Annotated in this window: 23 protein-coding genes and 1 pseudogene; 4 read left to right on the forward strand and 20 right to left on the reverse strand. The window is 74.7% G+C overall.

Annotated elements, in window-relative coordinates; all coding sequences use genetic code 11:
- Window positions 1–48: 48 nt before the first annotated feature.
- From ACIF6F_RS17060 to ACIF6F_RS17075, 4 genes are all read left to right on the forward strand, one after another.
- Complete coding sequence (locus ACIF6F_RS17060; RefSeq protein WP_399947197.1) at window positions 49–891, forward strand: arylamine N-acetyltransferase; 843 nt, start codon at window positions 49–51, stop codon at window positions 889–891.
- 98 nt (window positions 892–989) lie between these two features.
- The gene (locus tag ACIF6F_RS17065; RefSeq protein WP_399947199.1) at window positions 990–2564 is read left to right on the forward strand and encodes a class I adenylate-forming enzyme family protein; all 1575 of its coding nucleotides are present in this window, start codon (window positions 990–992) and stop codon (window positions 2562–2564) included.
- Complete coding sequence (locus tag ACIF6F_RS17070) at window positions 2561–4159, forward strand: FAD-dependent oxidoreductase (RefSeq protein ID WP_399947201.1); 1599 nt, start codon at window positions 2561–2563, stop codon at window positions 4157–4159. Before ACIF6F_RS17065 ends, ACIF6F_RS17070 begins: the two co-directional genes overlap by 4 nt.
- The gene (locus ACIF6F_RS17075; protein ID WP_399947203.1) at window positions 4159–4740 is read left to right on the forward strand and encodes a flavodoxin family protein; all 582 of its coding nucleotides are present in this window, start codon (window positions 4159–4161) and stop codon (window positions 4738–4740) included. Before ACIF6F_RS17070 ends, ACIF6F_RS17075 begins: the two co-directional genes overlap by 1 nt.
- Before the next feature lie 77 nt (window positions 4741–4817).
- Here the strand turns inward: ACIF6F_RS17075 and ACIF6F_RS17080 are convergent, their stop codons facing one another.
- The 20 genes and pseudogenes from ACIF6F_RS17080 to ACIF6F_RS17175 all read right to left on the reverse strand — a co-directional run bounded on the left by ACIF6F_RS17080 (window position 4818) and on the right by ACIF6F_RS17175 (window position 25109).
- Complete coding sequence (locus ACIF6F_RS17080; RefSeq protein ID WP_399947205.1) at window positions 4818–5312, reverse strand: hypothetical protein; 495 nt, start codon at window positions 5310–5312, stop codon at window positions 4818–4820.
- Between the two features lie 97 nt (window positions 5313–5409).
- Window positions 5410–6735: a hypothetical protein gene (locus tag ACIF6F_RS17085; RefSeq protein WP_399947207.1), complete on the reverse strand. Its 1326-nt coding sequence runs from the start codon at window positions 6733–6735 to the stop codon at window positions 5410–5412.
- A 153-nt stretch (window positions 6736–6888) separates the two neighbouring features.
- Window positions 6889–7323, reverse strand: coding sequence for a type II 3-dehydroquinate dehydratase (gene aroQ, locus ACIF6F_RS17090; RefSeq protein WP_399947275.1), 435 nt, complete (start codon window positions 7321–7323; stop codon window positions 6889–6891).
- Between the two features lie 63 nt (window positions 7324–7386).
- Window positions 7387–8484, reverse strand: a pseudogene (gene aroB / locus ACIF6F_RS17095) (3-dehydroquinate synthase); the annotation flags it as partial.
- Window positions 8481–8963, reverse strand: coding sequence for a shikimate kinase (locus tag ACIF6F_RS17100; RefSeq protein ID WP_399947277.1), 483 nt, complete (start codon window positions 8961–8963; stop codon window positions 8481–8483). The gene ACIF6F_RS17100 and the pseudogene aroB, both read right to left, overlap by 4 nt.
- Before the next feature lie 95 nt (window positions 8964–9058).
- Window positions 9059–10243 (reverse strand): chorismate synthase, encoded by a 1185-nt coding sequence (aroC, locus tag ACIF6F_RS17105; protein WP_399947279.1) that lies wholly within the window; start codon window positions 10241–10243, stop codon window positions 9059–9061.
- A gap of 9 nt (window positions 10244–10252) precedes the next feature.
- Window positions 10253–11539, reverse strand: coding sequence for a 3-phosphoshikimate 1-carboxyvinyltransferase (gene aroA, locus ACIF6F_RS17110; protein ID WP_399947209.1), 1287 nt, complete (start codon window positions 11537–11539; stop codon window positions 10253–10255).
- A gap of 15 nt (window positions 11540–11554) precedes the next feature.
- A complete protein-coding gene (locus tag ACIF6F_RS17115; RefSeq protein ID WP_399947211.1) occupies window positions 11555–12004 on the reverse strand; it encodes a transketolase-like TK C-terminal-containing protein in 450 nt (149 codons plus the stop codon).
- 76 nt (window positions 12005–12080) lie between these two features.
- A complete protein-coding gene (locus ACIF6F_RS17120) occupies window positions 12081–12488 on the reverse strand; it encodes a chorismate mutase (RefSeq protein ID WP_399947213.1) in 408 nt (135 codons plus the stop codon).
- 30 nt (window positions 12489–12518) lie between these two features.
- Window positions 12519–13157, reverse strand: coding sequence for a TetR/AcrR family transcriptional regulator (locus ACIF6F_RS17125; protein ID WP_399947215.1), 639 nt, complete (start codon window positions 13155–13157; stop codon window positions 12519–12521).
- Window positions 13154–14977 carry a dihydrolipoamide acetyltransferase family protein gene (locus ACIF6F_RS17130; protein WP_399947217.1) on the reverse strand — a complete coding sequence of 608 codons (1824 nt, stop codon included), beginning with the start codon at window positions 14975–14977 and terminating at the stop codon, window positions 13154–13156. Before ACIF6F_RS17130 ends, ACIF6F_RS17125 begins: the two co-directional genes overlap by 4 nt.
- Window positions 14974–16002: an alpha-ketoacid dehydrogenase subunit beta gene (locus ACIF6F_RS17135; protein ID WP_399947219.1), complete on the reverse strand. Its 1029-nt coding sequence runs from the start codon at window positions 16000–16002 to the stop codon at window positions 14974–14976. The genes ACIF6F_RS17130 and ACIF6F_RS17135 overlap by 4 nt, the downstream gene beginning before the upstream one ends.
- On the reverse strand, window positions 15999–17093 hold the full coding sequence (locus ACIF6F_RS17140) for a thiamine pyrophosphate-dependent enzyme (RefSeq protein ID WP_399947281.1): 1095 nt from the start codon (window positions 17091–17093) through the stop codon (window positions 15999–16001). Before ACIF6F_RS17140 ends, ACIF6F_RS17135 begins: the two co-directional genes overlap by 4 nt.
- A gap of 173 nt (window positions 17094–17266) precedes the next feature.
- Entirely contained in the window at window positions 17267–18244 is a 978-nt protein-coding gene (locus tag ACIF6F_RS17145; protein WP_399947220.1) for an aspartyl/asparaginyl beta-hydroxylase domain-containing protein, read from the reverse strand.
- Complete coding sequence (locus ACIF6F_RS17150) at window positions 18241–18567, reverse strand: hypothetical protein (RefSeq protein WP_399947222.1); 327 nt, start codon at window positions 18565–18567, stop codon at window positions 18241–18243. The genes ACIF6F_RS17145 and ACIF6F_RS17150 overlap by 4 nt, the downstream gene beginning before the upstream one ends.
- Complete coding sequence (locus ACIF6F_RS17155) at window positions 18564–20492, reverse strand: anthranilate synthase family protein (protein WP_399947224.1); 1929 nt, start codon at window positions 20490–20492, stop codon at window positions 18564–18566. The genes ACIF6F_RS17150 and ACIF6F_RS17155 overlap by 4 nt, the downstream gene beginning before the upstream one ends.
- Window positions 20489–21112, reverse strand: coding sequence for an isochorismatase family protein (locus tag ACIF6F_RS17160; protein ID WP_399947225.1), 624 nt, complete (start codon window positions 21110–21112; stop codon window positions 20489–20491). Before ACIF6F_RS17160 ends, ACIF6F_RS17155 begins: the two co-directional genes overlap by 4 nt.
- A 128-nt stretch (window positions 21113–21240) precedes the next feature.
- On the reverse strand, window positions 21241–22137 hold the full coding sequence (locus tag ACIF6F_RS17165; protein ID WP_399947227.1) for an SDR family NAD(P)-dependent oxidoreductase: 897 nt from the start codon (window positions 22135–22137) through the stop codon (window positions 21241–21243).
- 87 nt (window positions 22138–22224) lie between these two features.
- Entirely contained in the window at window positions 22225–23406 is a 1182-nt protein-coding gene (locus ACIF6F_RS17170) for a 3-deoxy-7-phosphoheptulonate synthase (RefSeq protein ID WP_399947229.1), read from the reverse strand.
- 92 nt (window positions 23407–23498) lie between these two features.
- Window positions 23499–25109: a carboxylesterase family protein gene (locus ACIF6F_RS17175; protein ID WP_399947231.1), complete on the reverse strand. Its 1611-nt coding sequence runs from the start codon at window positions 25107–25109 to the stop codon at window positions 23499–23501.
- Between the last annotated feature and the right edge of the window lie 102 nt (window positions 25110–25211).

Genomic DNA, 25211 nt, shown 5'->3' on the forward strand with positions numbered 1-25211 from the left:
GCCGATCCCCCCAGGTCCGCCGATCCCCGTACGAGAGGTCTCTTCCACATGAGCACCCTGCCGCCCGCGCCGAGCACGGACTGGAACTCCGACGCGCTGGTCCTCGACGCCTACCTGCACCGCATCGGCTACACCGGCGAGATCGCCACCGACGCCGAGACGCTGCGCGCACTGCACCGCGCCCACACCGACGCCGTCTCCTGGGAGATCGTCGACCTGGCCCTCGGCAACCCGATCACCCTCGACGTCCCCAGCCTCTACAAGAAGATCGTCGACGCCGGCCGCGGCGGCTGCTGCCTGGAGTCCAACCTGCTCTTCGCCGCCGCGCTGGAGCAGGCCGGCTTCACCGTCACCCGCCACCTGGCCCGCGTCCGCCGCGGCAGCACGGCGCTGCGCTACCGCTCCCACGCGGTGGTCGTCGTCGAGGCCGGGGGCCGCCGCTGGCTGGCCGACGTCGGCTTCGGCGACGAGGGCCCGCTGGAGCCGCTGCCGTTCGAGGACGGCGCCCAGGTCACCACCGGCGACTGGACCTGGCGGCTGGACCGGGAGGGCGAGGACTGGATCCTGCGCTGCCTGCACCACGACGGCTGGTTCGACGTGTACAGCCTGCGCGAGGAGCTCCAGGCGCCGGTCGACTTCGAGGTGTCGAACGTCTACACCTGCACCAACCCCTCCTCGCCGTTCATCGGCAAGCTGGTGGCCCAGCGCGGCGGCGACACCGTCCGCCACGTCCTGCGCCACCGCACGCTGACCGGGACCTGGCCCGACGGCCGCCAGGAGGTCACCGAGCTGACCGCCGACGAGACCGTCCGGCACCTGCGCGAGACCTTCCGCATCACCCTCACGCCGGACGAGGAGCGCGCGCTGCGCGAGGGCGTCCTGTCCCGCTAGCGGCTCCCACGGGCCTGCTCCCCGCGATGCGGGAGCAGGCCCCTGCCGTACCCCCTGCCCGTACCCACCTGCCCGTACCCCGTACGAGGAGACACCTGATGCTGCGGAATCCCGCCCGAACGAGCGGGCTCTACATAGGGACCGTGCCCGAGCAGGCCGCCGCCACCCGCCCCGGCACCACGATCACGGTGGACCACGCCCTGGACGTGCTGCCGGACGTCTCGCGCCACCTGACGGTCACCGAACTCGCCGAGCACGTCGACGACATGGCCGCACGCCTGTACGCGGCGGGCGTCCGGGCGAGCGACCACGTGGCGATCTACAAGAACAACAACTTCGACATCTACCTCCTGGCCAGCGCCGCCTCCCGGCTCGGCGCCGTGCCCGTGATGCTGTCCCCCGCCCTCGACGGGCCCAGCGCCACCGCGCTGCTCGGCCGCCTCGACACCCCGCACCTGCTGACGGACGACACCAAGCTCGACGGCGTGCTCGACGCCGCCGAGGTCGCCGCCGTCACCCGCGGCGTGATCTCGGCGTCGCCCGCCCGCGACGGCGTCGTCTCGCTGCACGACCTGGCCGGTTCGCCGCGCCGCGAGCCCGTGCTGCTCGACGCCGACCAGCCGGCCCTGATGACCCACACCTCGGGCACCACCGGACTGCCCAAGCTGGTCATCCACTCCGCGCGCAGCCTGTACGGGCGCTTCCGCCCCCAGCGCCGGCTGGCCCGCCTCATCAAGAGCGGCGAGACGGCGGCCATCCACCTGTCGTACGTCCACTCCCGGATGTACCTGGGCATGGCGGTGCTGCTCGGCAAGGGCATGCACGTGGTGGTCATGAACGACACCGAGCCGGACAAGGTCGCGGACCTGTTCGCCCGCGTCCGGCCGGGGTTCGTCGAGACCCACCCCAACTCCTTCATGGAGTGGGAGGAGCTGGCCTCGGACCCGCGCCGCCCCTTCTCGAACGTCAAGTACTTCTCGTCGACGTTCGACGCCATCCACCCCGGCACGATGGACCGCCTGCTGAAGGCCTCCGACCGGGACAACGCGGTCTTCTTCCAGATCTACGGGCAGAGCGAGTGCGGCCCCCTCACCGGCCGTTCGTACACCCGCAAGAACGCGCACAAGGCGGACGGCCGCTGCCTCGGCTTCCCGATGCCCGGCATCACCAGGTACCGCCTGGTGCCGCGCAACGGGCAGCGCCCCTCCCGCGAGCACCCCGGCTACATCGAGGTCAGCACCCCGGGCCGGGCCATCGGCTACTACGGCGAGAAGGAGCGCTTCGCGCAGCAGGCCTTCGGCCAGTGGTGGCGCGGCGGCGACGTCGGCTTCCGCACCAAGGTCGGCTGCCTGCACCTGCTCGACCGCGAGGTCGACGTGATCCCCGGCATCCACTCCACCCTGGAGGTCGAGGACGCGGTGCTCCAGCGCCTGGAGGAGCTGGCCGAGCTGGTCCTCGTACCCGGCCCGAACCAGGAGCCGCTGCCGGTCGTGTGCACCCGCCACGGCGAGCCGCTCGACGAGGCCCGCTGGGCGCAGGCCGTCGCGGACCTGCCGCGGATGGCCGCCCCGATCCAGATCCCCCTGGCCGACCTGCCCAGGACCGCCACCATGAAGGTGCAGCGGATCAAGCTGGCGGCCGACCTCCGCGCGCAGCTGGAGCAGGCGTCGTGACCGAGCACATCCAGAGCACGGCCACGGACTACGACGTCCTGGTCGTCGGCGCCGGCCCCACCGGCCTGATGGCCGGCTGCGAGCTGCTGCGCCGCGGCGTCCGCGTCCGCGTCATCGACATGGCCCTGGAACCGCTGGAGGTCCCGAAGGCGCTGGCGCTGTGGCCGCGCGCGCTGGACATCCTGGAGGACATGGGCGCCGGTCCCGCGATCCGGGCCGCGTCCACGCAGATCAACGGCTTCAGCTACTACTCCGACCGGCAGCACCTGGCCACCTTCGACTTCCCCGAGGACCTCGCGCCGCGCCACCTGCCGCAGCCCGAGACGGAGCGGGCGCTCACCGCCCGGCTGCACGCGCTCGGCGGGAAGATCGAGCGCGGGGTGCGGCTGCTGGGCGTGGAGAAGGTCGACTACTCCGGTGACATCAGTGCCACCGACGGGGTCACGGCCGTCCTGGAGCACGGCGACGGGATGATCGAACGGACCCGCGTGCCCTTCCTGATCGGCGCGGACGGCGCGGGCAGCAAGGTGCGCGGCGAGCTGGGCTCGGGCTTCACCGGCAGCACGTACGAGATGGAGTTCGCGCTGGTCGACTCCCGCATCGAGGGCCACCTGCCGGCCGACCAGATCCTGTACTTCCAGAACCCGAACGGCACCCTCGTCATCGTCCCGCAGCCCGACGGCGTCTTCCGCTTCCTGTCCGTCATGCCGCGCGGCGGCGAGGGCAGGGTCGGCACCGAGATGATGCAGCGGATCCTGTACGACCGGGGGCCGCGCGGCGTGAAGCTGACCGAGCCCGTGTGGGAGACGGTCTTCCGCGTCCACGCGCGCACCGCGACCGACTTCCAGCGCGGCCGGATCTTCCTGATGGGCGACGCGGCGCACGTGCACAGTCCCGCGGGCGGCCAGGGCATGAACAACGGCCTCCAGGACGCCCACAACCTGGCCTGGAAGCTCGCCGCCGTCATCCAGGGCCGCTCCCCCGCCGCGCTGCTCGACACGTACGGCCCCGAGCGCTCCGCCGCGACCCAGCGCATCGTCCGCGACACCGACCTGCAGACGCGGGCCTGGATGTTCAACGGGCGGGTGCAGGTGCGGGCGCGGGACGCGGCGTTCCGCGTGCTGGACCGCACCGGGATCGTCTCGCACTTCTACGCACCCGTGATGGCGGGGCGCCGGCTGGCGTACGACATCGTCCGGGAGACCCAGCGGCCTTCCCGCAAGGCGGGCTGCGGTCTGCACGAGAAGCTGCCCGGCGGCCTGAAGGTCGGCGCCGTCTTCCCGCGCAGGCTGGCCGTCTCCCACCGGATCTCCGGTCCCGACGCGGACCCGGAGGCCTGGTCGCTGGCCGTGCTGCCGCCCTCCAGCGGCGGTTCCGACTGGCTCACCGAGATCGGCCACATCGTCGACCGCTGGCCGCAGGTCCGCGTCGAACGGCTCCGCCGGCGCAACTCCCTGCGGGCCACCGGCTGCTGGCGGCCCGGGTACTACCTGGTGCGGCCGGACGGCCACATCGCGGCGCACGGCCACGACCGCGACCTCAACCGGCTCGAAGCCGAGCTGGCCGCGGCTCTCCTCCCGATCGGATCCCGCTGATGCGCCCCCTCGTCGTCGTCGCCTACCACTCCGGATACGGACACACCGCCGTCCTCGCCGCCGCCGCCCGGGAGGGCGCGGAGGAGGGCGGGACCCGGGCGGTGCTCGTGGACGTGGAGACGGTGGATGACGCCGGGTGGGCGCTGCTGGACGGCGCCGACGCGATCGTGTTCGGCGCCCCGACCTACATGGGCAGCGCCTCGGCGGCCTTCCACGCCTTCGCCGAGGCCAGCTCGAAGCGGTGGGCGGCCCGGGCCTGGCAGGACAAGCTGGCCGCCGGCTTCACGGTGGCCGGCTCGATGAACGGGGACAAGCTGCACACCCTGCAGTACTTCTCGATCTTCGCGGCCCAGCACGGGATGCACTGGGTGAACCTGGACGTCCCGCCGGGCTGGAACTCCACCACGGGCTCGGAGCACGACCTCAACCGCCTCGGCATCAACCTGGGCGCCGGCGCCCAGGCCAACACCGACCAGGGCGCGGAGGGCGTCACGAAGGCCGACGCGGAGACCGTCCGCCACCTGGGCCGGCGCATCGCGCAGGTCGCGGTCGCCCTGCACGGGGTGGCGCGGCCCGTCTGAGCCGGCCGGCCCGGCGTACGACGGCGACGGCCCGGCCCCCGCTCGCGGAGAGCGGGGGCCGGGCCTCCCCGCCTGCTCTATTCGTCGACGGGGGCGTTGTTGACCGCGAACATGCCGTCTCCGGCGCACGGGTGATCGGTGAACCGGTCGGATGCTCCCCCGCCCAGACTCACCTTGTCGCCCTCCCTCGCGAAGACCTTTCCGCGAGCGTCGTAGACGACGGCCTTGTCCCCCTCGACGCGGACCGTCCAGCCGTACCCCCAGTTGAGGGCGACGATCCGTCCGCCGGTTTCCGCCTTCACCGCCACGCAGTTCCTGTCCGTGACCACCAGGGTTCCCGGGAGGAGCCCCAGCAGGGCGGCCGTGGGCTCGCCCTTTCCGCGCAGAATCATCCGGGGCGGCCCCTGGGGGTCCTTGGCCGTGCCGGTCGCCTTCGGTGTCCGGTCCGCCGGGGCTTCACCGGCGGACGAGCCGCAGCCGGCGAGCCCGGACAACAGCAGTACACCCGCCGCCACAGCCGCTACGCCGCGGGGCACGGTCTTTCGCATCGGCGTGTCGAGCTGGTCTGTCATGGCATCCCGTCCGTTCGCCAGGCGCACGGCCGGCGTGCGCTCCAAGATGGGACGGCCACGCCGCCGTACGCGTTCCGCACGCCGGCACAGCCGCGCATCAGCCGACTTCCAACGACACGCCCCACGTGTTCAGGATGGTGCTGATCGGCACGTAGTTGACCCACCGGGAGCACAGGATGCCCGAGGCGTCGGGGGCCACGGAACCGCACGAGTACGTCATGGAGCCCGCCGTGGTGTCCGCACTGATGAGGATGCCCCGGGCTTGCACGCCGCCGGACACCGTCTTGAACATCGGACCGCCGCTGTCTCCCTGGCCGCCCATGATCTGACCAGCCGGCGCCGCGACCTGGATGACGCCGATCCTCACACCGTCTCCGTTCACGTAGACGTCGGAGTCGTCGTAGACGGTGCCGCAGTGCTCGCCCGTACTGGCACCCGAGGAGCACACCGGGTCGCCCGGCCAGTTGGAGTACCAGCCCTTCACCAGTGATGTGGAGGTGGAGGAGTGGCCGCCGCGGAAGACGCGCGGGGTGGTGGCGGGCGAGTCGGACGGGTCGATCAGCATCGAGTCGATGCCGGCGATGACGGCGACGGACGCCCCGCCAGGGGCAATGGTCTGCCCGGCCCCGTCCCGCACGGCAAGGTTTCCGGAGGGGTCACAATGGCTCGCGCTGAGGAGTTTTCCCGTGGACCCGGCCAGCACGGCGAACCCGGTGGAACACAGCCCTTCGGTGTTGGTGGTGCGGATGCCGCCCTTCCAGGGCGGGGCGTCGTTGCCGCGGGAGAACAGGGCGTCGTCGGTGATCCCCGCGACACCGAGTTTCAGCGCGACGTCCGGCATGCGGGCCGCGTTGCGCAGCTCGGGCATGGGGTCGGCTGCGGCCCGGGCGCGGGCGGCGACACCCACCGTGACGCCGCTGCCGTCGGCGTTCAGCTCGCTCCAGGTGATGCCCAGGCGGGTTGCGGCAGGGCTGTTGAGCAGCCTCGTGCGGGCGGCTTCCGCTTCGGCGCGGGAGTACTTCGCCCCGGTGCGGATCGTGACCGTGACGCCGTAGGGACGGCTTTCGGCGTAGGCGGTGACGTCGGCCGGGGGCGTCCCCTTCCACAGGACGGTGATCGCCCGGCGCGGGTAGTCGGTCTCCTGACGGGTGAATCCCCGGGCCGCCCCCAGCTCGTAGAGACGTTCCGCGACGACGGGTATGACGTCGTCGGCCGGGGCGGTGGCATCGAGTCCGGCGGGAAGCGGTCCGGGTTCCACGGTCCAGGCGGAGCGTTCGAGGGGCGCGTAGGCGGCGGCCGTCTTCAGCGCGGGCTGCTGTGGCGTAGGAGCGTCGGGCCGAGGCGTGGCGGTGCCGGGGGTGATTCCCAGCGCGAGTGCCAACGCGGCCGCGCCGAGGATTACGGGCATGTGTCTGCGTTTCACACGTCCTCCATGCCGGATTGGCCGAGGAGATCGACGTCCCCCGGCGTGATCGACAGCACCCTATGTCGTACACATGTGCGCGTCTGCTCGCTTTCGGGCCAACGCGGTTGGCTGGATACGTCCTGCCGGCAGTCCGCGCCCGGGGCGGCGCCGTCAGGCGGTCGGGCGCTGCGGGTCCGCGAGTGCGCGCAGGGCCAGGTGGTAGGAGACGGGGCCGAAGCCGGCGATGGTGCCGCTCGCCACGGCGGAGATCACCGAGACGGCGCGGAAGTCCTCGCGGGCGTGCGGGTTGGAGATGTGCACCTCGATCAGCGGGGCCGAGCGCTGGGCCACGGCGTCGCGGAGGGCGTACGAGTAGTGCGTGAACGCGGCCGGGTTGAGGACGACGGGGATCCCGTGGTCGGCGGCCTCGTGCAGCCAGCCCACCAGTTCGGCCTCGGCGTCGGACTGGCGCACCTCGACGTCGAGGTCCAGCTCCTTGCCGAGCCGTACGCAGCCGTCGGCGAGTTCCGCGTGCGTGGTGGCGCCGTAGATGCCGGGCTCGCGCAGGCCAAGGCGGCCCAGGTTGGGGCCGTTCAGCACGAGCACCCGGCGCGGGGCGGTGCCGTCGCCGCCTGCGGGGGCGGAAGCCTCGGACGGCGCTGCCGCCGGGGCCGAGAGCTGCGCGAAGGCGGCGTCCAGGGTGCTCCTCGCGGGGCCCTCCAGAATGCCGGGGCGGCCCACTCCGTCGAGGACGACGAACCGCAGCCGGTCGCCGCGGCTCTTCTTGTCGACCCGCATCGTGTCCAGCAGCTCGGGCCAGCGGTCGGCCCGGTAGGTCAGGGGCAGGCCGACGGCACCGAGCAACGCGCGGTGGCGGCGCACCGTGGCCCAGTCCAGCCGCCCCTCCACACGGGCGAGTTCGGCGGCGAAGACCATGCCGACGGCGACGGCCTCGCCGTGCCGCCAGGTGTAGCCCTCGGCCTTCTCAATGGCGTGGGCGAGGGTGTGGCCGTAGTTGAGCACCTCGCGCGGCCCGGCCTCCTTGAGGTCGGCGGAGACCACCTCGGCCTTGACCCGTACGGCGCGGACCACCAGCTCGGCGGTGTGCGGTCCCTCGGGGGTCCGGGCGGCCTCCGGATCGGCCTCGACGAGGTCCAGGATCGCCGGATCGGCGATGAACCCGGCCTTGATGATCTCGGCGAGGCCGCCGGCGTAGTCGGCCGCGGGCAGGGTGGCCAGGGCGTCGAGGTCGCACAGCACGCCGGCCGGCGGGTGGAAGGCGCCGACCAGGTTCTTGCCCTCGGCGGTGTTCACGCCGGTCTTGCCTCCGACGGCCGCGTCGACCATGCCGAGGAGGGTGGTCGGTACGGCGATCCAGCGCACCCCGCGCAGCCAGCCGGCGGCGACGTACCCGGCCAGGTCGGTGGTGGCGCCCCCGCCCAGGCCGACGACGACGTCGGTACGGGTGAACCCGGCCCGGCCCAGGGCCGCCCAGCACTCCCCGGCGACCCGGAGGGTCTTGGCCTCCTCGGCGTCGGGGACGGGGAGCGTGGTGACGCGGTGGCCGAGGCCGGTGAGCCGGTCCCGCACCTCCGCGGCGCGCGCGCCGAGGGCGTCGGGGTGGATCAGGGCCACGCGGCGGGGCTCCTCGCCCACGAGCGGCGGGAGCTCGCCGAGGAGGGCCCGGCCGACCAGCACCTCGTACGCGGGATGGCCGGCCGAGGCGGCGACGGGCACGCGGGCCACGGCGGGGGATGCGGTCGTCATGGGGTCTCCAGCTCCAGTGCGTCGAGGACCGCGTCGGCGACCTCTTCGGGGGTGCGGTCGTCGGTGGGCACGACGACCCGGGCGACCGCGGAGTACAGGGGGCGGCGCCGGTCGCGCAGCTCGCGCCAGCGGCGGTCCGGGTCGGCGGCGAGCAGGGGGCGGGTGCGGCCGTCGCCGACCCGGCGCAGGGCCACCTCGGCCGAGACGTCGAGGAACGCGACCGGCAGACCGGTGAGGAGAGCACGTGTCCCGGAGTGGAGCACCGCTCCGCCGCCGAGCGAGAGCACCGCTCCCGGTTCGGCCACCGCCCGTGCCACGGCCCGGTGTTCGCGCTCGCGGAAACCGGCCTCGCCCTCCCGGGCGAAGAGCTCCGCCACGGTCAGGCCGGTCTCGGCGGCCACGTCCTGGTCGGTGTCCCGGTAGACGGCACCCAGCCGGCGCGCCAGCAGCGCGCCGACGGTGGACTTCCCCACCCCCATCGGTCCGACGAGCACGACCGCCGGCCCGCCGCCCGCCACCGCCCGGCCCGCCACCGCCCGGCCCGCCACCGCCCGGCCCGTCACCGCCCGGCCCGTCACCGGTAGTTGAGGTGCCGGAGGTACGACGCGACATTGCGGCGGGTCTCGGCGACCGAGTCACCGCCGAACTTCTCCAGCACCGCGTCCGCCAGCACCAGCGCCACCATCGCCTCCGCGACGATCCCGGCCGCCGGCACCGCGCACACGTCGGACCGCTGGTGGTGGGCCGCGGCGGCCTCGCCGGTCGCCACGTCCACCGTCGCCAGGGCCCGCGGCACCGTCGCGATCGGCTTCATCGCCGCCCGCACACGCAGCAGTTCACCGGTGGTCAGCCCGCCCTCCGTTCCGCCCGAGCGGCCCGACGTACGCCGGATCCCGTCCCCGGTCGGCACGATCTCGTCGTGCGCCTGCGAGCCCGGCACCCGCGCCAGCCCGAAGCCGTCGCCCACCTCCACGCCCTTGATGGCCTGGATGCCCATCAGGGCCGCGGCCAGACGCGCGTCCAGCCGCCGGTCCCAGTGGACGTGGGAGCCGAGGCCGACGGGGACCCCGTACGCCAGGACCTCGACGACGCCGCCGAGCGTGTCGCCGTCCTTGTGGGCCTGGTCGATCTCGGCCACCATCGCCTTGCTCGCCGCGGCATCGAGGCAGCGCACCGGGTCGGCGTCCAGCTTCTCCACGTCGGAGGGTGCGGGCAGGGAGCCGTACGGGGCCTTCGCGGCACCCAGTTCGACCACGTGGGAGACGATCTCGATGCCCGCGGCCTCCTTGAGGAAGGACCGGGCCACGGCGCCGAGGGCGACGCGGGCGGCCGTCTCCCGGGCGCTGGCGCGCTCCAGAACCGGGCGGGCCTCGTCGAAGCCGTACTTCTGCATGCCGGCCAGGTCGGCGTGCCCGGGGCGCGGGCGGGTGAGCGGCGCGTTGCGGCCGGTCTCCTTCAGCTCCGCCGGGTCCACCGGGTCGGCGGACATGACCTTCTCCCACTTGGGCCACTCGGTGTTGCCGACCATCACGGCCACCGGCGAACCCAGCGACAGCCCGTGCCGGACACCACCGAGGAAGGTCACCTCGTCCTCCTCGAACTTCATCCGCGCACCCCGCCCGTAGCCCAGGCGGCGTCGTGCGAGGTGGTCGGCCACCAGGGCGGTGGTGGCCGGGACCCCGGCCGGCAGCCCCTCCAGGGTGGCGACGAGCGCCGGTCCGTGGGACTCACCGGCGGTCAGCCAACGCAGCCTGCTCAGCACTTTCTCTCACTTCTCCTTGGTGGGGACTTCGTACAGGGGGAAGAGGCGGGCGAGTTCGGTGTGGAACTCGGGGAAGGTCTTGGCGACGCAGCCCGGGTCGTCCAGCGTCAGCGGCACGCCGCTGCCGAGCCCGAGGACCGCGAAGGACATCGCGATCCGGTGGTCGCGGTGGCAGTCGATCAGCGCCGGACGCGGCAGGCCGGGGTGGACCGTGAGCGACTCGGGGGTCTCGTCGACGCGGATCCCGCAGGCCCGCAGGTTGGCGGCCATGGCGGCGATCCGGTCGGACTCCTTGAGCCGGGCGTGGGCGACACCGGTGATGGTGACGGGCCCGTCGGCGAGCGGGGCGATGGCGGCCAGGGTCATGAAGGTGTCGGAGATCTCGCCCATGTCCACGGTGAACCCGCCGGTCAGCCCGCCCGCCGGGCCGGTGACGGTGGTGGCGTGGTCGCCGATCTCCACCTCTGCGCCGGTCAGCCGGAGCACCTCGGCGAAGCCCAGGTCGCCCTGGAGGCTGCCGGAGCCCAGGCCGGGCACGGTGACGGTGCGGCCGGTGACGGCCGCGGCGGCGAAGAAGTACGAGGCCGTGGAGGCGTCCGGCTCCACGACGAAGTCGGTGGCCGTGTAGCCGGTCGGGGCCACCTCGACGGTGCCGCCGGTCTCGGTGACCTCGGCGCCGAAGTACCGCATCAGCGCGATCGTCATGTCCAGGTACGGGCGGCTCACCAGCCGCGGCACGTCCACCGTCAGCGGTCCGCCCATCAGCGGCGCCGCCATCAGCAGGCCGCTCAGGTACTGGCTGCTCAGCCCGGAGTCCAGCTCGACCCGGCCGCCGGCCAGCCCGTTCGCCGCGATGGTCAGCGGCAGCCCGCCGCCGGGCGCGGCCTGTACGTCGGCCCCGAGGCGGGCCAGCGTCCGGGTGAGCGGGCCGAGCGGGCGGGCGCGCAGCTGGTCGGAGCCGTCGAAGACGAAGGTGCCGCGTCCGGTGGCCGCGAAGGGCGGCAGGAAGCGGGCCGCGGTGCCGGCGTCGGCGCACCACACCCGGCCGGGCGCGAACGGGCCGACGCCGTTGCCGGTGACCTCCCAGCACTCGTCGGAGGGCGTGGCGGAGGTGGCGATGCCGAGGGTGCCGAGCGCCCGCCGGAAGGCGACGGTGTCGTCGCTGACCAGCGGCGCCCACAGGCCGGAGGTGCCGGACGCGGCGGCGGCCAGCAGCAGGGCGCGGTTGGTGAGGCTCTTGGATCCGGGAACGCGGGCCGACAGCACGGGCGGCCGGGACGTGTCGAGCGGCATGGTGACTCCTGGGTCTCAGCGGGTGCGTGGACTGCGGGCACGGCTGCGGGCACGGCTCCGGGCGAGCGAGTGGCGGGCGGCGGCCGCGACGCGGTCGGCGGTGAGCCCGTACTGGCCGTACAGGCGGCGGAACGGGCCGTCGGCGCCGAAGCGTTCGAGGCCGACCGCGTCCCCCGCCCCGCCGACCATCGCGTACCAGCCGAGTGCCGCCCCGGCCGCCACGGAGACCCGGGCGGTCACGTGCGGGGCCAGCACCCGGTCGCGGTAGGCGCGGTCCTGGGCCGCGAACCGTTCGGGACGCGGCAGGCACACCACGCGGGTGCCGATGCCGTCCCGTTCGAGGATGTCCCGGGCCTCCAGGGCCACGGCCGTCTCGCCGACGGCGGCGATGAGTACCGTCTGCGGCTCACCGCCGCAGGCCTCCGCCTCAGCGAGGACGTATCCGCCACGCGCTTCGTCGATCATGCGGTCATCGTGGGCCAGGGGGCCGGGACCCTCCAACGGCCCCGGGGCCCGCTCGTCAGGTCGGTGCCCCGGTACGTCAGGTCCCGGCGCCGGGACCCGACGCCGGACCCGACCCCAGGACCTGGCCCTGAGACCTGACGGGCTGGAGCCGCCCACGGCCGAGTTCGAGCAGCAGCCGGGCGAACTCCTGGCCCACGACGCCGAACTCGGCCTCGTAGGAACTGACGATGAGCTGCTCGCGGCCGCGCACGACCCGCGGCCCGCCGGAGGAGATGCGGGCCTTCTGGACCTCGCCGGACAGCCGGCACCGCTCCTTGATCAGCTCGATAAGGCGCCGGTCCGCCTCGTCGATGGCGGCCCGGTGGGCCAGTACGGCCTCCACGGCCTCGGTCGCGTTGTGCGCCTCGGCGCGCACCCCGGTGGCCAGGTCGAAGGCCAGGTCGAGGGGCGCGTCGAGCGCGGTGTCGAGGGACAGGGTGGACATGGGAACTCCCTTGGTGATCGGGACGAACGATCAGACGGCTGCGGGCGCGGGCGCGCGGAGCCCGCCGAGGGCGAGGGCCGCGACCACGCGGGCGGGGACGGCGCCCCGGCCGGTGTGGCGGGCGACGGCCGCGCCGAGGGTGTCGAGCAGCAGCCCGGCACACAGGTCCGGCGGCAGGTCCTGCCGTACGGAGCCCTCGCGGGCGCAGTCGCGGATCAGCTCGGCGACCCGCCGCTCCAGGTCGGCGCGCGCGCCGGTGACGGACCGTCCGTCGGGTCCCAGCAGCAACTGGACGAAGGGGAGTTCGCGGGCCGGCCGGTCGGGCACGGACCGCACGAACCGTTCGAGCCGGACGAACGCCGGGTGGGCGTCCTCCGACGGGCGGAGTGCGGACAGGAGGTGCCGGCCGGCGCGGTCCAGGGCCATCTCCAGCAGTTCCTCCTTGCCGCTGACGTGGTGGTAGAGGGTGGACTTGGTGATGCCGAGGCGTGCGGCGAGCACGCCCATGCCGGCTCCGGCGAAGCCCTTCTCGTTGAAGAGGCGGACCGCCTCGGCGAGCAGGGTGTGGCGGGAGTGCGGGGTCCGCCGGGCGGGCGGGCTCCCGGCACGCCCGGGCGGTGCGGCCGGCGGGGGCGGTGCGGCCGGTGGGGCCGTGCGGACCGCCGTCACAGGTCGGCCAGGGACCGGACCGGGTCCTCGATGCAGTCGGCCACGAACCTCAGGAAGCCGCCGGCCGCCCCGCCGTCGCACACGCGGTGGTCGAAGACGAGGGAGAGCTGTGTGGTCTTCCGGGAGAGGACCTGGCCGCCGACCGACCAGGGCCGCTCGACGATCCGGCCGACGCCGAGGATCCCGGCCTCGGGGGCGTTGAGCAGCATGGAGCTGCCGTCGACCCCGAAGACGCCGAAGTTGTTGAGGGTGAAGGTGCCGCCGGTCAGCTCGGCCGGGGACAGCCCGCCGTCGCGGGCGCGGCCGATCAGGGCGGACACCTCGGCGTGCAGGGTGCGGGCCGACTTCCGGTCGGCGCCGCGGACCACGGGTACGAGCAGTCCGGCGTCGGTCTGGGCGGCGACGCCGAGGTGTACGTCGCGGTGGCGCAGGATCTCGTCGTCGCGCACGGTGGCGTTGAGCTCGGGGTACCGGCGCAGGCCGGCGACGGTGAACCGCGCCAGCAGCGCGAGCAGCCCGGGCCCGTCCGCGTCCTGGCGGGCCCGCAGCGCCAGCAGCTCGGTGGCGTCGACGTCCACCCACACGGTGGCCGTGGGCACGGCGGCGGCCTGCACCAGCTTCCGCGCGATGGCCCCCCGAACGCCCTTGAGCGGAACCCTGTCGACACCGTCCGCGCCGGTGCCGGTGCCGTCCCCTGCCTGGGCACCGCGATCGCCGCCGTGCCGCGCCGGACCGTGCCGGTCCGCGCCCTGCGCGGCATGGACGCCGGACGGCCCGGCATCCGCCTGATCGCCCGCTCGGGCGGCGGCGACGGGCGCTGCCGCGCCGGCAACTCCCCCAGGCGCCACGGCCGGTGCCCAGCCTGGCGCCGAGCCCACGACCCCGCCGGGTACCACCGCGCCTGCCGCGCCGAGAGGCTTCGCGGCAGTCGCCACGGCCTCCGCCCGGGCCTGCTCGGCCGCGCGGCGCAGGTCGCGCTCGGCGAGTGCCGCGTCGACGTCCTGACGGGTGATCACCCCGCCCGCACCCGACCCGCTCACGCCCGCCAGGTCCAGCCCGTGCCGGGCGGCCAGCGCCCGCACGACGGGCGACACGACGAGCACGGCCCGAGCGCCCGGGGCGGCCGAGGCGGCCGGGGCGGCCGGGGCGGCCGAAGCAGGCAGCCCAACCGGGGCGGCCGGAGCGGCCGGCGCGGCGGAGGGAACCACGCCGGCCGTGGCCGTGCGCGGTGCGGCGGCACGGGCCGCTGTGGCGACCTGGGCCCCGGGGCCGTCGGCCCCCGGCCCCGCTGTGGCGGCCTGGGCCCCGGGGCCGTCGGCCCCCGGCCCCGGACCGACGCCTGCGACCGCACTCGCGCCCGCATCAGGACCGGCCGCCGCCACACCCGCGCCCGCCAGGGAGCGCCGGGGCGGGCGGCGCCGGCCGACCCCGGACGGCTGGGTGCCGTAGCCGATCAGGACGCGGCCCGAGCCCTCCGGCTCCGCCGCGCCGGTGCCGGCGGCATCCGCACCGGCAGCCGCACCCGGAGCAACCGGCACCCCGCTGTCCGGCGCGAACGAGATCAGCGGGCGGCCCACCTCCACCACCGCGCCCTCGGCCGCGTGCAGGGTGGCGACGCGGCCCGCGTACGGGGACGGCACCTCCACCGTGGCCTTGGCGGTCTCCACCTCCACCACCGGCTGGTCGACGGCGACGGCGTCGCCCTCCGCGACCAGCCAGCGGACGACCTCCGCCTCGGTCAGGCCCTCCCCGAGGTCGGGGAGCAGGAAGTCCGTCGTGGCCGGGCCGGTGCTCGCTGCGGTGTTCACCGCGGTGCTCATGCGCTCTCCCACTGGAGTTCGTCGACCGTGTCGAGGATCCGGTCCACCCCGGGCAGGTGGTGCCGTTCCAGCTTCGGCGGCGGGTACGGGATGTCGAAGCCGGTCACCCGCCGCACGGGAGCGTGCAGCGCGTGGAAGCACTGCTCTCCGATGCGGGCGGCGATCTCGGACGCCACGCTCGCGAAGCCCGAGGACTCCGCGATCACCACGGCCCGCCCGGTGCGCCGCACCGAAGCGGCCACCGTCTCCTGGTCGAACGGCACGAGGGACCGTACGTCGACCACCTCCAGCGAGCGGCCCTCCGCCGCCGCGGCCCCGGCCGCCTCCAGCGCCACCGGCACCGAGGGCCCGTACGCCACCAGCGTCGCGTCCGTGCCCGTCCGCCGGACCACCGCCCGGCCGACCGGCTCGGTCCGCACCGGCAGCGCCACCGGCTCCTTCGCCCAGTACAGCCGCTTGGGCTCCAGGAACACGACCGGGTCGGGCAGCTCGACCGCCTCCCGCAGCAGGCTGTACGCGTCCGCGACGGTCGCCGGAGCCACCACCGTCAGGCCGGCGGTGTGCGCGTAGTACGACTCCGAGGAGTCGCTGTGGTGCTCCACGCCCCCGATGCCGCCGGCGTACGGGATGCGGATCACCATCGGCAGGTTCAGCCGCCCCCGCGTCCGGTTCCGCATCTTCGCCACGTGGCCCACCACCTGCTCGAAGGCCGGCAGCGCGAAGGCGTCGAACTGCATCTCGGCGACCGGCCGGAAGCCGTTCATCGCCATCCCGATCGCCATGCCGATGATCCCGGACTCGGCCAGCGGCGTGTCGAAGCACCGCTCCTCGCCGAACCGCGCCTGGAGCCCGTCCGTGATCCGGAAGACGCCGCCCAGCGGGCCCACGTCCTCGCCGAGCACCACGACCGACGGGTCCTCGGCCATCGCGTCGGCCAGCGCCCGGTTCAGGGCGCCCGCCATCGTGACCCGCTCGGCGGCCCGGCCGGCCACGGCATCGGCCACCCCAAGGGTCGGCGCGCTCATCGGCCCTCCTCCAGCACCGTCTCGGCGGCCAGCAGGGCCGCCTGTTCCGTCAGTTGCGCGGACCCGCCGCTGCGCACGTGCCGGAACAGCTCGCCCGCCTCGGGCGGCGCCGAGCGGACCAGCCGCTCCCGCAGGTCCGCGGCCCGCTCCTCCGCGACGCGCGCCGCGTCGGCGGCCTCCGCGTCGGACAGCAGCCCGGCCCCGCGCAGGTACGCCTCCAGCCGCGCCAGCGGGTCCCGGGCCACCCAGCTCTCGGTGACCGCCGGGTCCCGGTAGCGGGACGGGTCGTCGGCGCTGGAGTGCGGGTCCATGCGGTACGTGTGGGCCTCGACCAGCGTCGGCCCCTCACCCGCGCGCGCCCGCGCCACGGCCCGGTCCAGCACGGCCAGCAGCGCGGCCGCGTCGTTCCCGTCGACCTGCTCGGACGGGATCCCGTACCCGATGCCCTTGTACGCGAGCGAAGGCGCGGCGCTCTGCCTCTCCAACGGCACGGAGATCGCGAACCCGTTGTTCTGGATCAGGAAGACGACCGGGGACCGGAACACCGCGGCGAAGTTCAGCGCCTCGTGGAAGTCGCCCTCGCTGGTCGCACCGTCACCGATCAGCACCAGCGCCACGGTCGGCTCGCCGCGCAGCCGCGCCGCGTGCCCGACGCCCACTGCGTGCGGGGCCTGCGTGGCCAGCGGGGTGGCCTGGGGCGCCGTGCGCCAGCGGACCGGGTCGTAGCCGCAGTGCCAGTCGCCGCGCATCAGCGTGAGCGTCTCGACCGGGTCCACCCCGCGGGCGGCGACCGCCACGCAGTCGCGGTACGTCGGGAACAGCCAGTCGTCCTCCCGCAGCGCGAGGGCGGCCGCGATCTGGCAGGCCTCCTGCCCGTGCGCGGACGGGTACACCGCGAGCTGGCCCTGCTTGGCCAGGGCGGTGGCCTGCTGGTCGAAGCGCCGGCCGGCGACCATCGCCCGGTACGCGGCCAGCAGCCGCGCCCCGTCGGGCAGCCGGTCCGCCGCCCCGTCCGTCAGGGTGCCGTCGGCCTCGACGAACCGTACGGGCCGCTCGCTGGGCAGCAGCGGATGCCGCCCGGGCCCCGGCACGGCGGCCGCCGCGGTCGTCTCCCCGGCGGGCTGCCCCCCGGCGGTCGTCCCCGCCGCGCTCGCGGCCGCGGCCGTCCGCGGCCGCCTGGCCCGCGCAGCGGCGGGCCGCCGCTTGGTCTCGGCCCCCGCCCCCGCCCCGGCTCCCGCGGCGGAACGCGTCTGTTCGACGGTGCTCACGACTTCCCTTCTTCCTGCCCTCGTGGGTCTGTGGATCCCTTGCTCACGCCGGGTACGGCCAGCTCGGCCGTGCCGCGCCCGGTCCGTGCGTACAGCACGGCCCCGTACGGGCCGCCAGCCCCGTACGGGCCGCCCGCCCGCCGCACCCGCAGCGTCCGCTCCTCGCTCCGCCCGGCGAACCGGAACTCGCCGCCGCCCAGGTGCGTCAGCGGCAGCACCCGCCCGCCCCCGGTGCGCAGCCAGAGCCGGTCCGCCCGGTCGTCGGCCGGCTCCAGCGTCACGGCCGTACGCGCCTGCCCCGCCCGGAACGGGTCCTCGTCCTCCCGCACCAGGAAGCCGGCGGGCACGCTCAGCTCCCCGGCCAGCACCGCTGCCCCGCCCGGCGCCAGCGGCCGCGGCGGCCGGTTCACCAGCACGTCGCCGCGGAGGAAGAACTCCCGCCAGGCCACCGGGAAGGCGCGCACCAGCCGCTCCGTCACCGGCACGTCGAGCGCCAGGTGCACACAGTGGTCCTTGCCGTGGTTCAGCACCTGGTGGGTCCGGGTGAAGTCCCCGAACCACAGGTCCCCCGGAGCCCACCGGTGCACCTCCCCGTCCAGCACCAGCGCCGTCTCGGTGTTGGTCTGCACGGGGACGTGCAGCCGGGCCGTGCCCCAGCGCAGCCCCTGGGCGGCCTCGATCCGCCCCGCCGCCCCGGTGCCGGGCCGGCGGCACATGAAGCGCGCGCCGAACACCGGCGCCGGGAAGGTGTCGAGGATGTACCGGACGTGCGGGAAGCGCTCCAGCAGCGGCGCATCGGTCCAGTCGCCCGGCCCGCCCGGTGAACGCAGCACCAGGCAACGCCAGTCGTCGGCGGGCGGCCGTACGCCGCGCAGCTCCGCGGCGAGCCAGCCGGCGTTGAAGGAGGTGCTCAGCCGGGCGGCGGCCGAGGGCATCGCGACCACGGCCGCCCCGGCGAGCACCTCCGTGCTCACAGCGCGGTCCCGAGCCGGGCCAGCGACGTCAGCGCGTGCACGCCCTCGGTGGTGGCCTCCACGTCGAAGACCATCCGCTCGTCCGGCATCCTGCCGATGATCTCGGCGGCGCGGGTGGACAGCGGCTGCCCGAGGGCCTCCGCCGACTCCCACAGCTGCACGGCGCCCCAGCGGCCGCGCTCCTCGTCGCTGATCCACACCTTCAGCAGCAGGCCCTCGTAGCCGGCCCAGCGGTCCACGGCCTCGTCGCGCAGGAACTCCCGCAGCGACTCGGGCGTGTGGCCGGTGCCCTCCAGGTCCCACCAGGCGATGACGGCCTTCACTCGGCCTCCCCCTCTCCCGCGAGCAGTTCCCGCACCAGGCCGCCGACGATCCGGGGCCCGTTGCGGGTGAGCAGTGATTCGGCGTGGAACTGCACGGACGCGAAGTGCGGTCCGCGCAGCGCGTGCACCTCTCCGGTCTCCCGGTCGCCGCTGATCTCGACGACGCCGACGCCCTCGACCTCCGCCTTGTCCTCGGCGGAGCGGGCGGCGAACGTGTTGTAGAAGCCGACGAGTTCGTCGGCGCCGAACAGCTCGACCGGCTTCTGGACACCCTGGTTCGGGGTGTCCCGGCGGACCAGGTCGAAGCCGAGGAGGGTGCTGAGCACCTGGTGGCTCAGGCAGACCGCGAAGAACGGCCGCCGCTCGTCGAGCAGCCGCCGGACCGTGCCGCGCAGGTGCGCGATCTTCGGGTGCCCGGTCTCGCGCGGGTCGCCGGGGCCGGGGCCCATCACGACGAGGTCGTACGCGGTCACGTCGTACGGTTCGTCGAAGCGGCGTACGGTCACCCGCGTCCCGAGCGAGCGGAGCTGCTGTTCGATCATCGAGGTGAAGGTGTCCTCGGCGTCGACCACCAGGATCCGCTTGCCGGCCAGGGCCGGGTCGGGGTGGGCGGTGAGCCGCTCGTCGGCGTCGTCGAACCAGAAGCGGGCCACCGTCTCGTTGCGGGCGGCCAGCGCGGACAGCACCTCGGGGTGCCGGGCGAAGGACGCGGGGCCGGTGTCCTTGAGGGCGCCGAGCAGCGAGGACGCCTTGGCGCGGGTCTCCGCCACCTCGCCCTGGGGGTCGGAGTGGCGCACGAGGGTGGCGCCGACGCCGATGCGGACCTGGCCGGTGCGGTCGATCTCCGCGGTGCGGATCAGGATGGCCGAGTCCATGGTGCGGGCGCCCCGCTCGTCGCGGCCGATGAGGGCGAGGACGCCGCTGTAGTAGCCGCGGCCCTCGGGCTCGTACCGGGCGATGACGCGCGCCGCGCTCTCCAGCGGGCTGCCGGTGACGGTGGGCGCGAAGAGGGTCTGGTGCAGGATCTCGCGCGGGTCGCGGTCGGTGCGTCCGCTGATGAAGTACTCGGTGTGCGCGAGGCGGGCCATCTCCTTGAGGTGGGGCCCGGTGACGATGCCGCCCGCGTCGCAGATGCGGGCCATCATCTTCAGTTCCTCGTCGACCACCATGTACAGCTCGTCGGCCTCCTTGCGGTCGGCGAGGAAGTCCAGCAGCCCGGACAGCTCGGGCCCCTGCGGCGGGTAGCGGTAGGTGCCGCTGATCGGGTTCATCACGGCGGTGCCGTCGTGCAGGCTGACGTGCCGCTCGGGGCTGGCGCCGACCAGGGTGCGCTCGCCGGTGTGGACGATGAAGGTCCAGTAGGCGCCGGACTCCGTGCGCAGCAGCCGCCGGTAGAAGGCGAGTGCGTGGCGCGGCGAGTAGTCGGAGATGTCGGCGACGAAGGAGCGGCGGATGACGAAGTTGGCGCCCTCGCCGCGGCCGATCTCGTCCTCGATGATCCGGCGGACGGTGTCGGCGTACGTCTCGTCGTCGACGTCGAAGCCGCCCTCGGACACGCCCAGCGGGATGTCCGGCAGCCGCTCCAGCGCGGTGGACACCGGCAGGACCTGGCGGCCGGTGACGCGCAGCGAGAGCAGCGGGGCGCCGTCGTCGGGCGCGTGGAAGCCGCGCTCGGCGAGCTGGCGGTACGGGATGAGGGTGAGCACCTCGGGGCCGGGCCCGGCGGCCGGGTCGAGGGGGACGCCGGCCAGCGTCTCGGAGGAGGTCACGTCGCCGGTGAGGACCTCCAGGCGGCTGCCGTTCGTCTCCGGGCGGTGCAGTACGGCGAAGGAGGGCGGGCGCTCGCCGAGGATCCGGCGGAGCAGGTCGTCCTGCCCGGTGGTGTCGTGGCCGGTGGTGCCGGTGGTGCGGTCCTGGGTCGTCATGCGGTGACCTCCTTGGCTGTCGTGACCACCGCACAGCGCGAAGCCGCGTACCGGACGGTCATCCAGTGGTCCTCGGCCGAGAAGTCGGCGATCGCGTCCGCGACGAGGAACGGCTGGATGTCGTGGGTGAAGGCCTCGACGGCGCTGGCGAGGATCCCCACGTGCGCGTAGACGCCGACGATGATCAGCTGGTCGCGGCCGGCCGACCTGATGCGGTCGAGCAGGTCCGTGCGGAAGAAGGCGCTGTAGCGCCACTTGGTGAGCACGGTGTCGCCGTCGCGCGGCGCGAGCGGCTCCACGATCTCCCGGTCGGCCGGGTCGGCCCGCATGCCGGGCCCCCAGAAGTCCTTCAGCAGGCCGCGGTCGGCCTCGCTCATGCTGCCGGGCTGGGCGGTGTAGTACGTCGGGATGCCGTGCCGGGCGGCGAACTCCCGTACCTGCACGGCGTTGTGGACCAGCGACTCACGCAGGTCGCCGGGGAGGGGCTTGAGGAAGTAGCGCTGCATGTCGTGGACGAGCAGCACGGCGCGGTCCGGGTCCACCGTCCAGTCGGCGGTGTTCCCGGGCAGCTCGCCGGCGGTGGGCAGCGGGTAGGAGGTGATGGGCGGGATCCCGGCCATGTCGGTCCTCTCGTGGCTGGAGTGGTGCGAAGGGACGGGCCCGTGCGGCACTCGGGACAGGGCCGCACGGGCCCGGGGCGGGGCCGGCCCGGGACAGGGGGTCCGGCCCCGCGGAGGGACGGGCCCGGTCAGGCGGCCCCGAGCGAGGCACCGCCGTCGACGGTCATGACGTGCAGGGTGATCTGCTCCGCCTCGTCGGACAGCAGGAAGGCCACGGCGTCGGCGACGTTGTCCGGCTGGGCGATCCGGCCCAGCGGGATGCCGATGCGGAAGGCCTCGGGATTGCCCTCCAGCGTGCCGCGCGCGGCGGACTCGTCCGGCCACATCGACCGCAGCATCGGCGTGTCCGTGGAGCCGGGGGCGACGATGTTGCAGCGGATCCCGTGCCGGGCGACCTCCAGGCCCAGGGACTTGGTGAACATGGCCGCGGCGGCCTTGGACGCGGCGTACGCGGCCATGTCGGCGCGCGGCGTCGCGGCCGCGTTGGAGGCGACCGTGACCAGCGCGCCCCGGTGGCGGGTGAGCATCCGCCGGGTGACCGCGCGGGACAGGTGGAAGACGCCGTCCGCGTTGACCCGGAAGGTGGTCTGCCAGTCCTCGTCGCTGTAGTCCGTGACCTTGCCCAGCCGCAGCACGCCCGCCGAGTTCACCAGGTACTCGATCGGACCCAGTTCGTTCTCGACGCGCTCCGTCAGCTCGTCCACGGCCGCGCTGGACGCGACGTCCGCGGCGAACGCGTAGATGCGCGGCCCCTTGTACTCGGCGGCCGGCGCCTCCGGCACGTACTGGCCGTCCGACCCGATCCGCACCGCCTCCCGCACCTCGGCGAGGTGGGCGGCCTCCGCGGCGCGGGCCGCGGCGCACTCCACCCGGAGCTCCTCGTTGAGCTCCTCGACGGCCGTGCGCAGCGTGTCCGCGTCCCGGTCCACGGCGGCGATCAGCGCCCCGCGCCGCGCCAGCGCGCGGACGACGGCCCGTCCGATGCCCCCCGCCGCGCCCGTGACGACGGCGACCTTGTCCAACATGCTTTCCCCTCCAAGGAAATCGCGGGGCCGCCCCATCTCGGCGGCCGCGTTGTCACCGCGGCCGGCCGGACACCGCCGGCGGCCGCGTCACTTCTGCCAGGCGGTGACCACCGAGATGGCCTGCGACGGGTTGAGCCGCGGGTCGCAGAAGCTCGTGTACGCGTCGCCCACCCGGTCGGCGGCGGACGCGTTGACCACGCACTCCGTGACGTCGTCGGGTGTCGTCTCCAGGTGCAGGCCGCCGGCGACGCCGCCGGCCGACTCGACGGCGAACTGGAAGGCCCGTACCTCGCGTTCGACGGTCTCCAGGTACCGCGTCTTGTAGCCGCCGGGCGTCGAGACGGTGTTGCCGTGCATCGGGTCGGTCAGCCAGATCACCGGGTGCCCGGCCCGCCGCACCGCCTCCACCAGCGGGGGCAGCCTGTCGGCGGCCGCGTCCGCGCCCATGCGGGCGATCAGGGTGAGCCGGCCCGGCTCGCGCCGCGGGTCGAGGATCCCGCAGAGCGTGACCACGTCCTCGGGGCTCATCGAGGGGCCGACCTTGCAGGCCACCGGGTTCTCGACCTGCGCCAGCAGCGCCACGTGCGCGCCGTCGAGCTGACGGGTGCGCTCGCCGATCCACGGGAAGTGCGTGGAGGCCAGGTAGCGGCCGCCCTCCCCGTCCTGGCGGACCTGCGGCAGCTCGTAGTCGAGGAGCAGCGCCTCGTGGCTCGTCCACACCGGCGGCTCCAGCAGCACGTCGTTGCCGTCGCGGCGGTCCGCGTACCAGCCGAGGTGCTTGTTGATCTCACAGGCGGCCATGTAGCCGGTGAGCATGCGCAGCGGGTCGGGCCGGCGCGAGGCCGGGTCCGGCTCGGGGCCGTTGACCAGGTGACCGCGGTACACCGGCAGTTCGACGCCGTCGATGATCTCCGTGGGGTTGGAGCGGGGCTTCGCGAACTGGCCGGCGAGGCGGCCGATCCTGACCACCGGCTTGTGGGTGATCATCTTGAGCGCGCCGGCGACCAGGTCGAGCACCGCTGCCTTGCGGTGGACGTCGCGGGCGGTGCTCTCGTCGGGGTCCTCGGCGCAGTCCCCCGCCTGGACCAGCTTGGCCTCGCCGAGGGCGACCCGCGCGAGCGCCTCGCGCAGGGTGCGCACGTCCTGGGCCCGGACCAGCGGGGTGTGGGCGGCCAGCTCCTGGCGGACGAGCTCGACCTGTGCGTGGTCTTCCCATTCGGGCTGTTGGAGGGCCGTCTTGAGGCCGATGTCGAGCAGGGTGTTGTCCACGGGTGTCTCCTGGTGCGTAGATCGTTCCGAGGTACGAGTGACTCGGCGCGCGTCGTCTTCGGCACGCGCCGGGGTGAGGGGTGGCGGGGCGGTCAGGCGCGGCCGGGCACCCGTCCCGTGTCGTCCCAGAAGCGCAGCTGCCCCTGCGGGGGGAGCGCGCCGGTCCCGGCGACGGCAGCACCGCCGAGGACCAGCGCGCGTGGCCGGCCGGGGGAGAGGGCCGGCCAGTCGGGGACACGCGGAGCGCGCGGCACTCCGGTGCGCGCGAAGGAGACCACCAGGTCGGCGAAGACCTCGCCGGCCTCCGTCACCTCCCCGTCCGGCTGCCCGCCGGCGGCGCCGGCGGGGCGTCCCGCCGGTCCGGGGGTGCCGAAGAGGAGGGCCACGGCGTCCTCGTGGGCGGCGCCCGGGTGGGCGGCCGGCTGCCCGGGTTCCGCCGGGTCGGCGGCCGCGGGGAGGGCGAGCTCCATCACGTACTGCGGCCAGCGACCGGCCCGCGCGTGGCGGTCGGCCATGCGCAGCACCGGGTGGCGGAAGTGGGCGTCCTCGCGGAGGGCGGCCCACAGGGACGGGAGGTCGGCGGTCCGGCCCTCGGCGAGGGCCGCCTCGCGGTAGGCGCGCAGCACCTCGTCCGCCGCCGTACGGTCGGCTGTCGGGTCGGCCTGACGCAGCAACTCCGTTATCCAGGTACGCAGTTCGGCCTCGTCGGCCGGTCCGGGGCCGGCCGGCCGGCGGCCGGGAGCGGCGTACACGGAGAGCACGGGAAGTTCCGGTGGCGGCTGTTCGTGGTCGTACGCGCGCAGCCAGACGCCGTCGAGCACCGGCCCGCGGTAGTGGCGGCCGCTGCGCACGAGGCGCTCCTCGGGGCGTACGGAGAACAGCCGGTGCCAGGCGGCGTTGAGCTCGGCCGCCGGCACCGCGCGCAGGCCGGGCACGGTGGTGGCGAAGCGGGCGGCGAGGGTGTCGTACACGGTACGGGCGTCCTCGGCGGTGAGGGCGAGGCCCGGGGCGCGTACGTGCGCGGGGCTGACGGGGACGATGCGGCGGATCAGCGGGCGGGTCACCGGCAGCAGGGCCAGCTGGTGCACGCTCGCACCGCCGGCCTCGGCGCCGACGAGGGTGATGTTGCCGGGGTCGCCGCCGAAGGCGGCGGCGTTGTCGTGGGTCCAGCGCAGGGCGGCGACCTGGTCCTGGAGGCCCCAGTTCGCGTACGAGCCCGTCTCGGGGTCGGCGAGCTCCTCGTGCAGGCCGAAGCCGAAGACGCCGAGGCGGTGGCCGAAGGTCACGACCACGACGTCGCCGCGCTCGGCCAGCCGGGCACCGTCGACGCCGCCCGCGCCACCGGAGCTCCAGGAGCCGCCGTGCACGTGGAGGAGGACGGGGCGGGCGGTGGTCTGGTGGGTCGAGGGGGTCCAGACGTTGACGTGGAGGGCGTCCTCGGACCCGCTCCCGTCCGGCTGGAGAAACGTTCCTGCCGCCTGACTGGCGTCCCGTACGCCGCTCCAGGCGGCCGGCGGACGGGGCGACGCGAACCGCAGCGGGCCCACGGGCGGGGCGGCGTACGGAATGCCGCGGAAGGCGATCACCCCGCCGGTCCGCTCACCCTTCACGTAACCGGCCGTGGTCCGGGCGACGGGCGGCGCCAGCGGGACGCCCGCCTGGACGGGCAGGACGGCCGGAGCCTGGGCGCGGATGGCGTCCACCTCACACCTCCCGGGGGGACGGGAAGCGGCCGGACAGTACGGGAACACAGGTGGCCGAGCAGCAGAAGACGGCGGCCGTGGTCATGCCGGAACTCACTCCTC

Source organism: Streptomyces sp. NPDC086023 (assembly GCF_044540325.1).
In the GTDB taxonomy this organism is placed as follows: domain Bacteria; phylum Actinomycetota; class Actinomycetes; order Streptomycetales; family Streptomycetaceae; genus Streptomyces.

Coding starts and splice junctions, on each gene's coding strand:
- ACIF6F_RS17165 (WP_399947227.1), bottom strand. CDS start 22,137: ATGTTGGACAAGGTCGCCGTCGTCACGGGCGCGGCGGGGGGCATCGGA.
- aroA (WP_399947209.1), bottom strand. CDS start 11,539: ATGCCGCTCGACACGTCCCGGCCGCCCGTGCTGTCGGCCCGCGTTCCC.
- ACIF6F_RS17075 (WP_399947203.1), top strand. CDS start 4,159: ATGCGCCCCCTCGTCGTCGTCGCCTACCACTCCGGATACGGACACACC.
- ACIF6F_RS17120 (WP_399947213.1), bottom strand. CDS start 12,488: ATGTCCACCCTGTCCCTCGACACCGCGCTCGACGCGCCCCTCGACCTG.
- ACIF6F_RS17060 (WP_399947197.1), top strand. CDS start 49: ATGAGCACCCTGCCGCCCGCGCCGAGCACGGACTGGAACTCCGACGCG.
- ACIF6F_RS17065 (WP_399947199.1), top strand. CDS start 990: ATGCTGCGGAATCCCGCCCGAACGAGCGGGCTCTACATAGGGACCGTG.
- ACIF6F_RS17155 (WP_399947224.1), bottom strand. CDS start 20,492: ATGACGACCCAGGACCGCACCACCGGCACCACCGGCCACGACACCACC.
- ACIF6F_RS17160 (WP_399947225.1), bottom strand. CDS start 21,112: ATGGCCGGGATCCCGCCCATCACCTCCTACCCGCTGCCCACCGCCGGC.
- ACIF6F_RS17130 (WP_399947217.1), bottom strand. CDS start 14,977: ATGAGCACCGCGGTGAACACCGCAGCGAGCACCGGCCCGGCCACGACG.
- ACIF6F_RS17135 (WP_399947219.1), bottom strand. CDS start 16,002: ATGAGCGCGCCGACCCTTGGGGTGGCCGATGCCGTGGCCGGCCGGGCC.
- ACIF6F_RS17115 (WP_399947211.1), bottom strand. CDS start 12,004: ATGATCGACGAAGCGCGTGGCGGATACGTCCTCGCTGAGGCGGAGGCC.
- ACIF6F_RS17100 (WP_399947277.1), bottom strand. CDS start 8,963: ATGGGGGTGGGGAAGTCCACCGTCGGCGCGCTGCTGGCGCGCCGGCTG.
- ACIF6F_RS17080 (WP_399947205.1), bottom strand. CDS start 5,312: ATGACAGACCAGCTCGACACGCCGATGCGAAAGACCGTGCCCCGCGGC.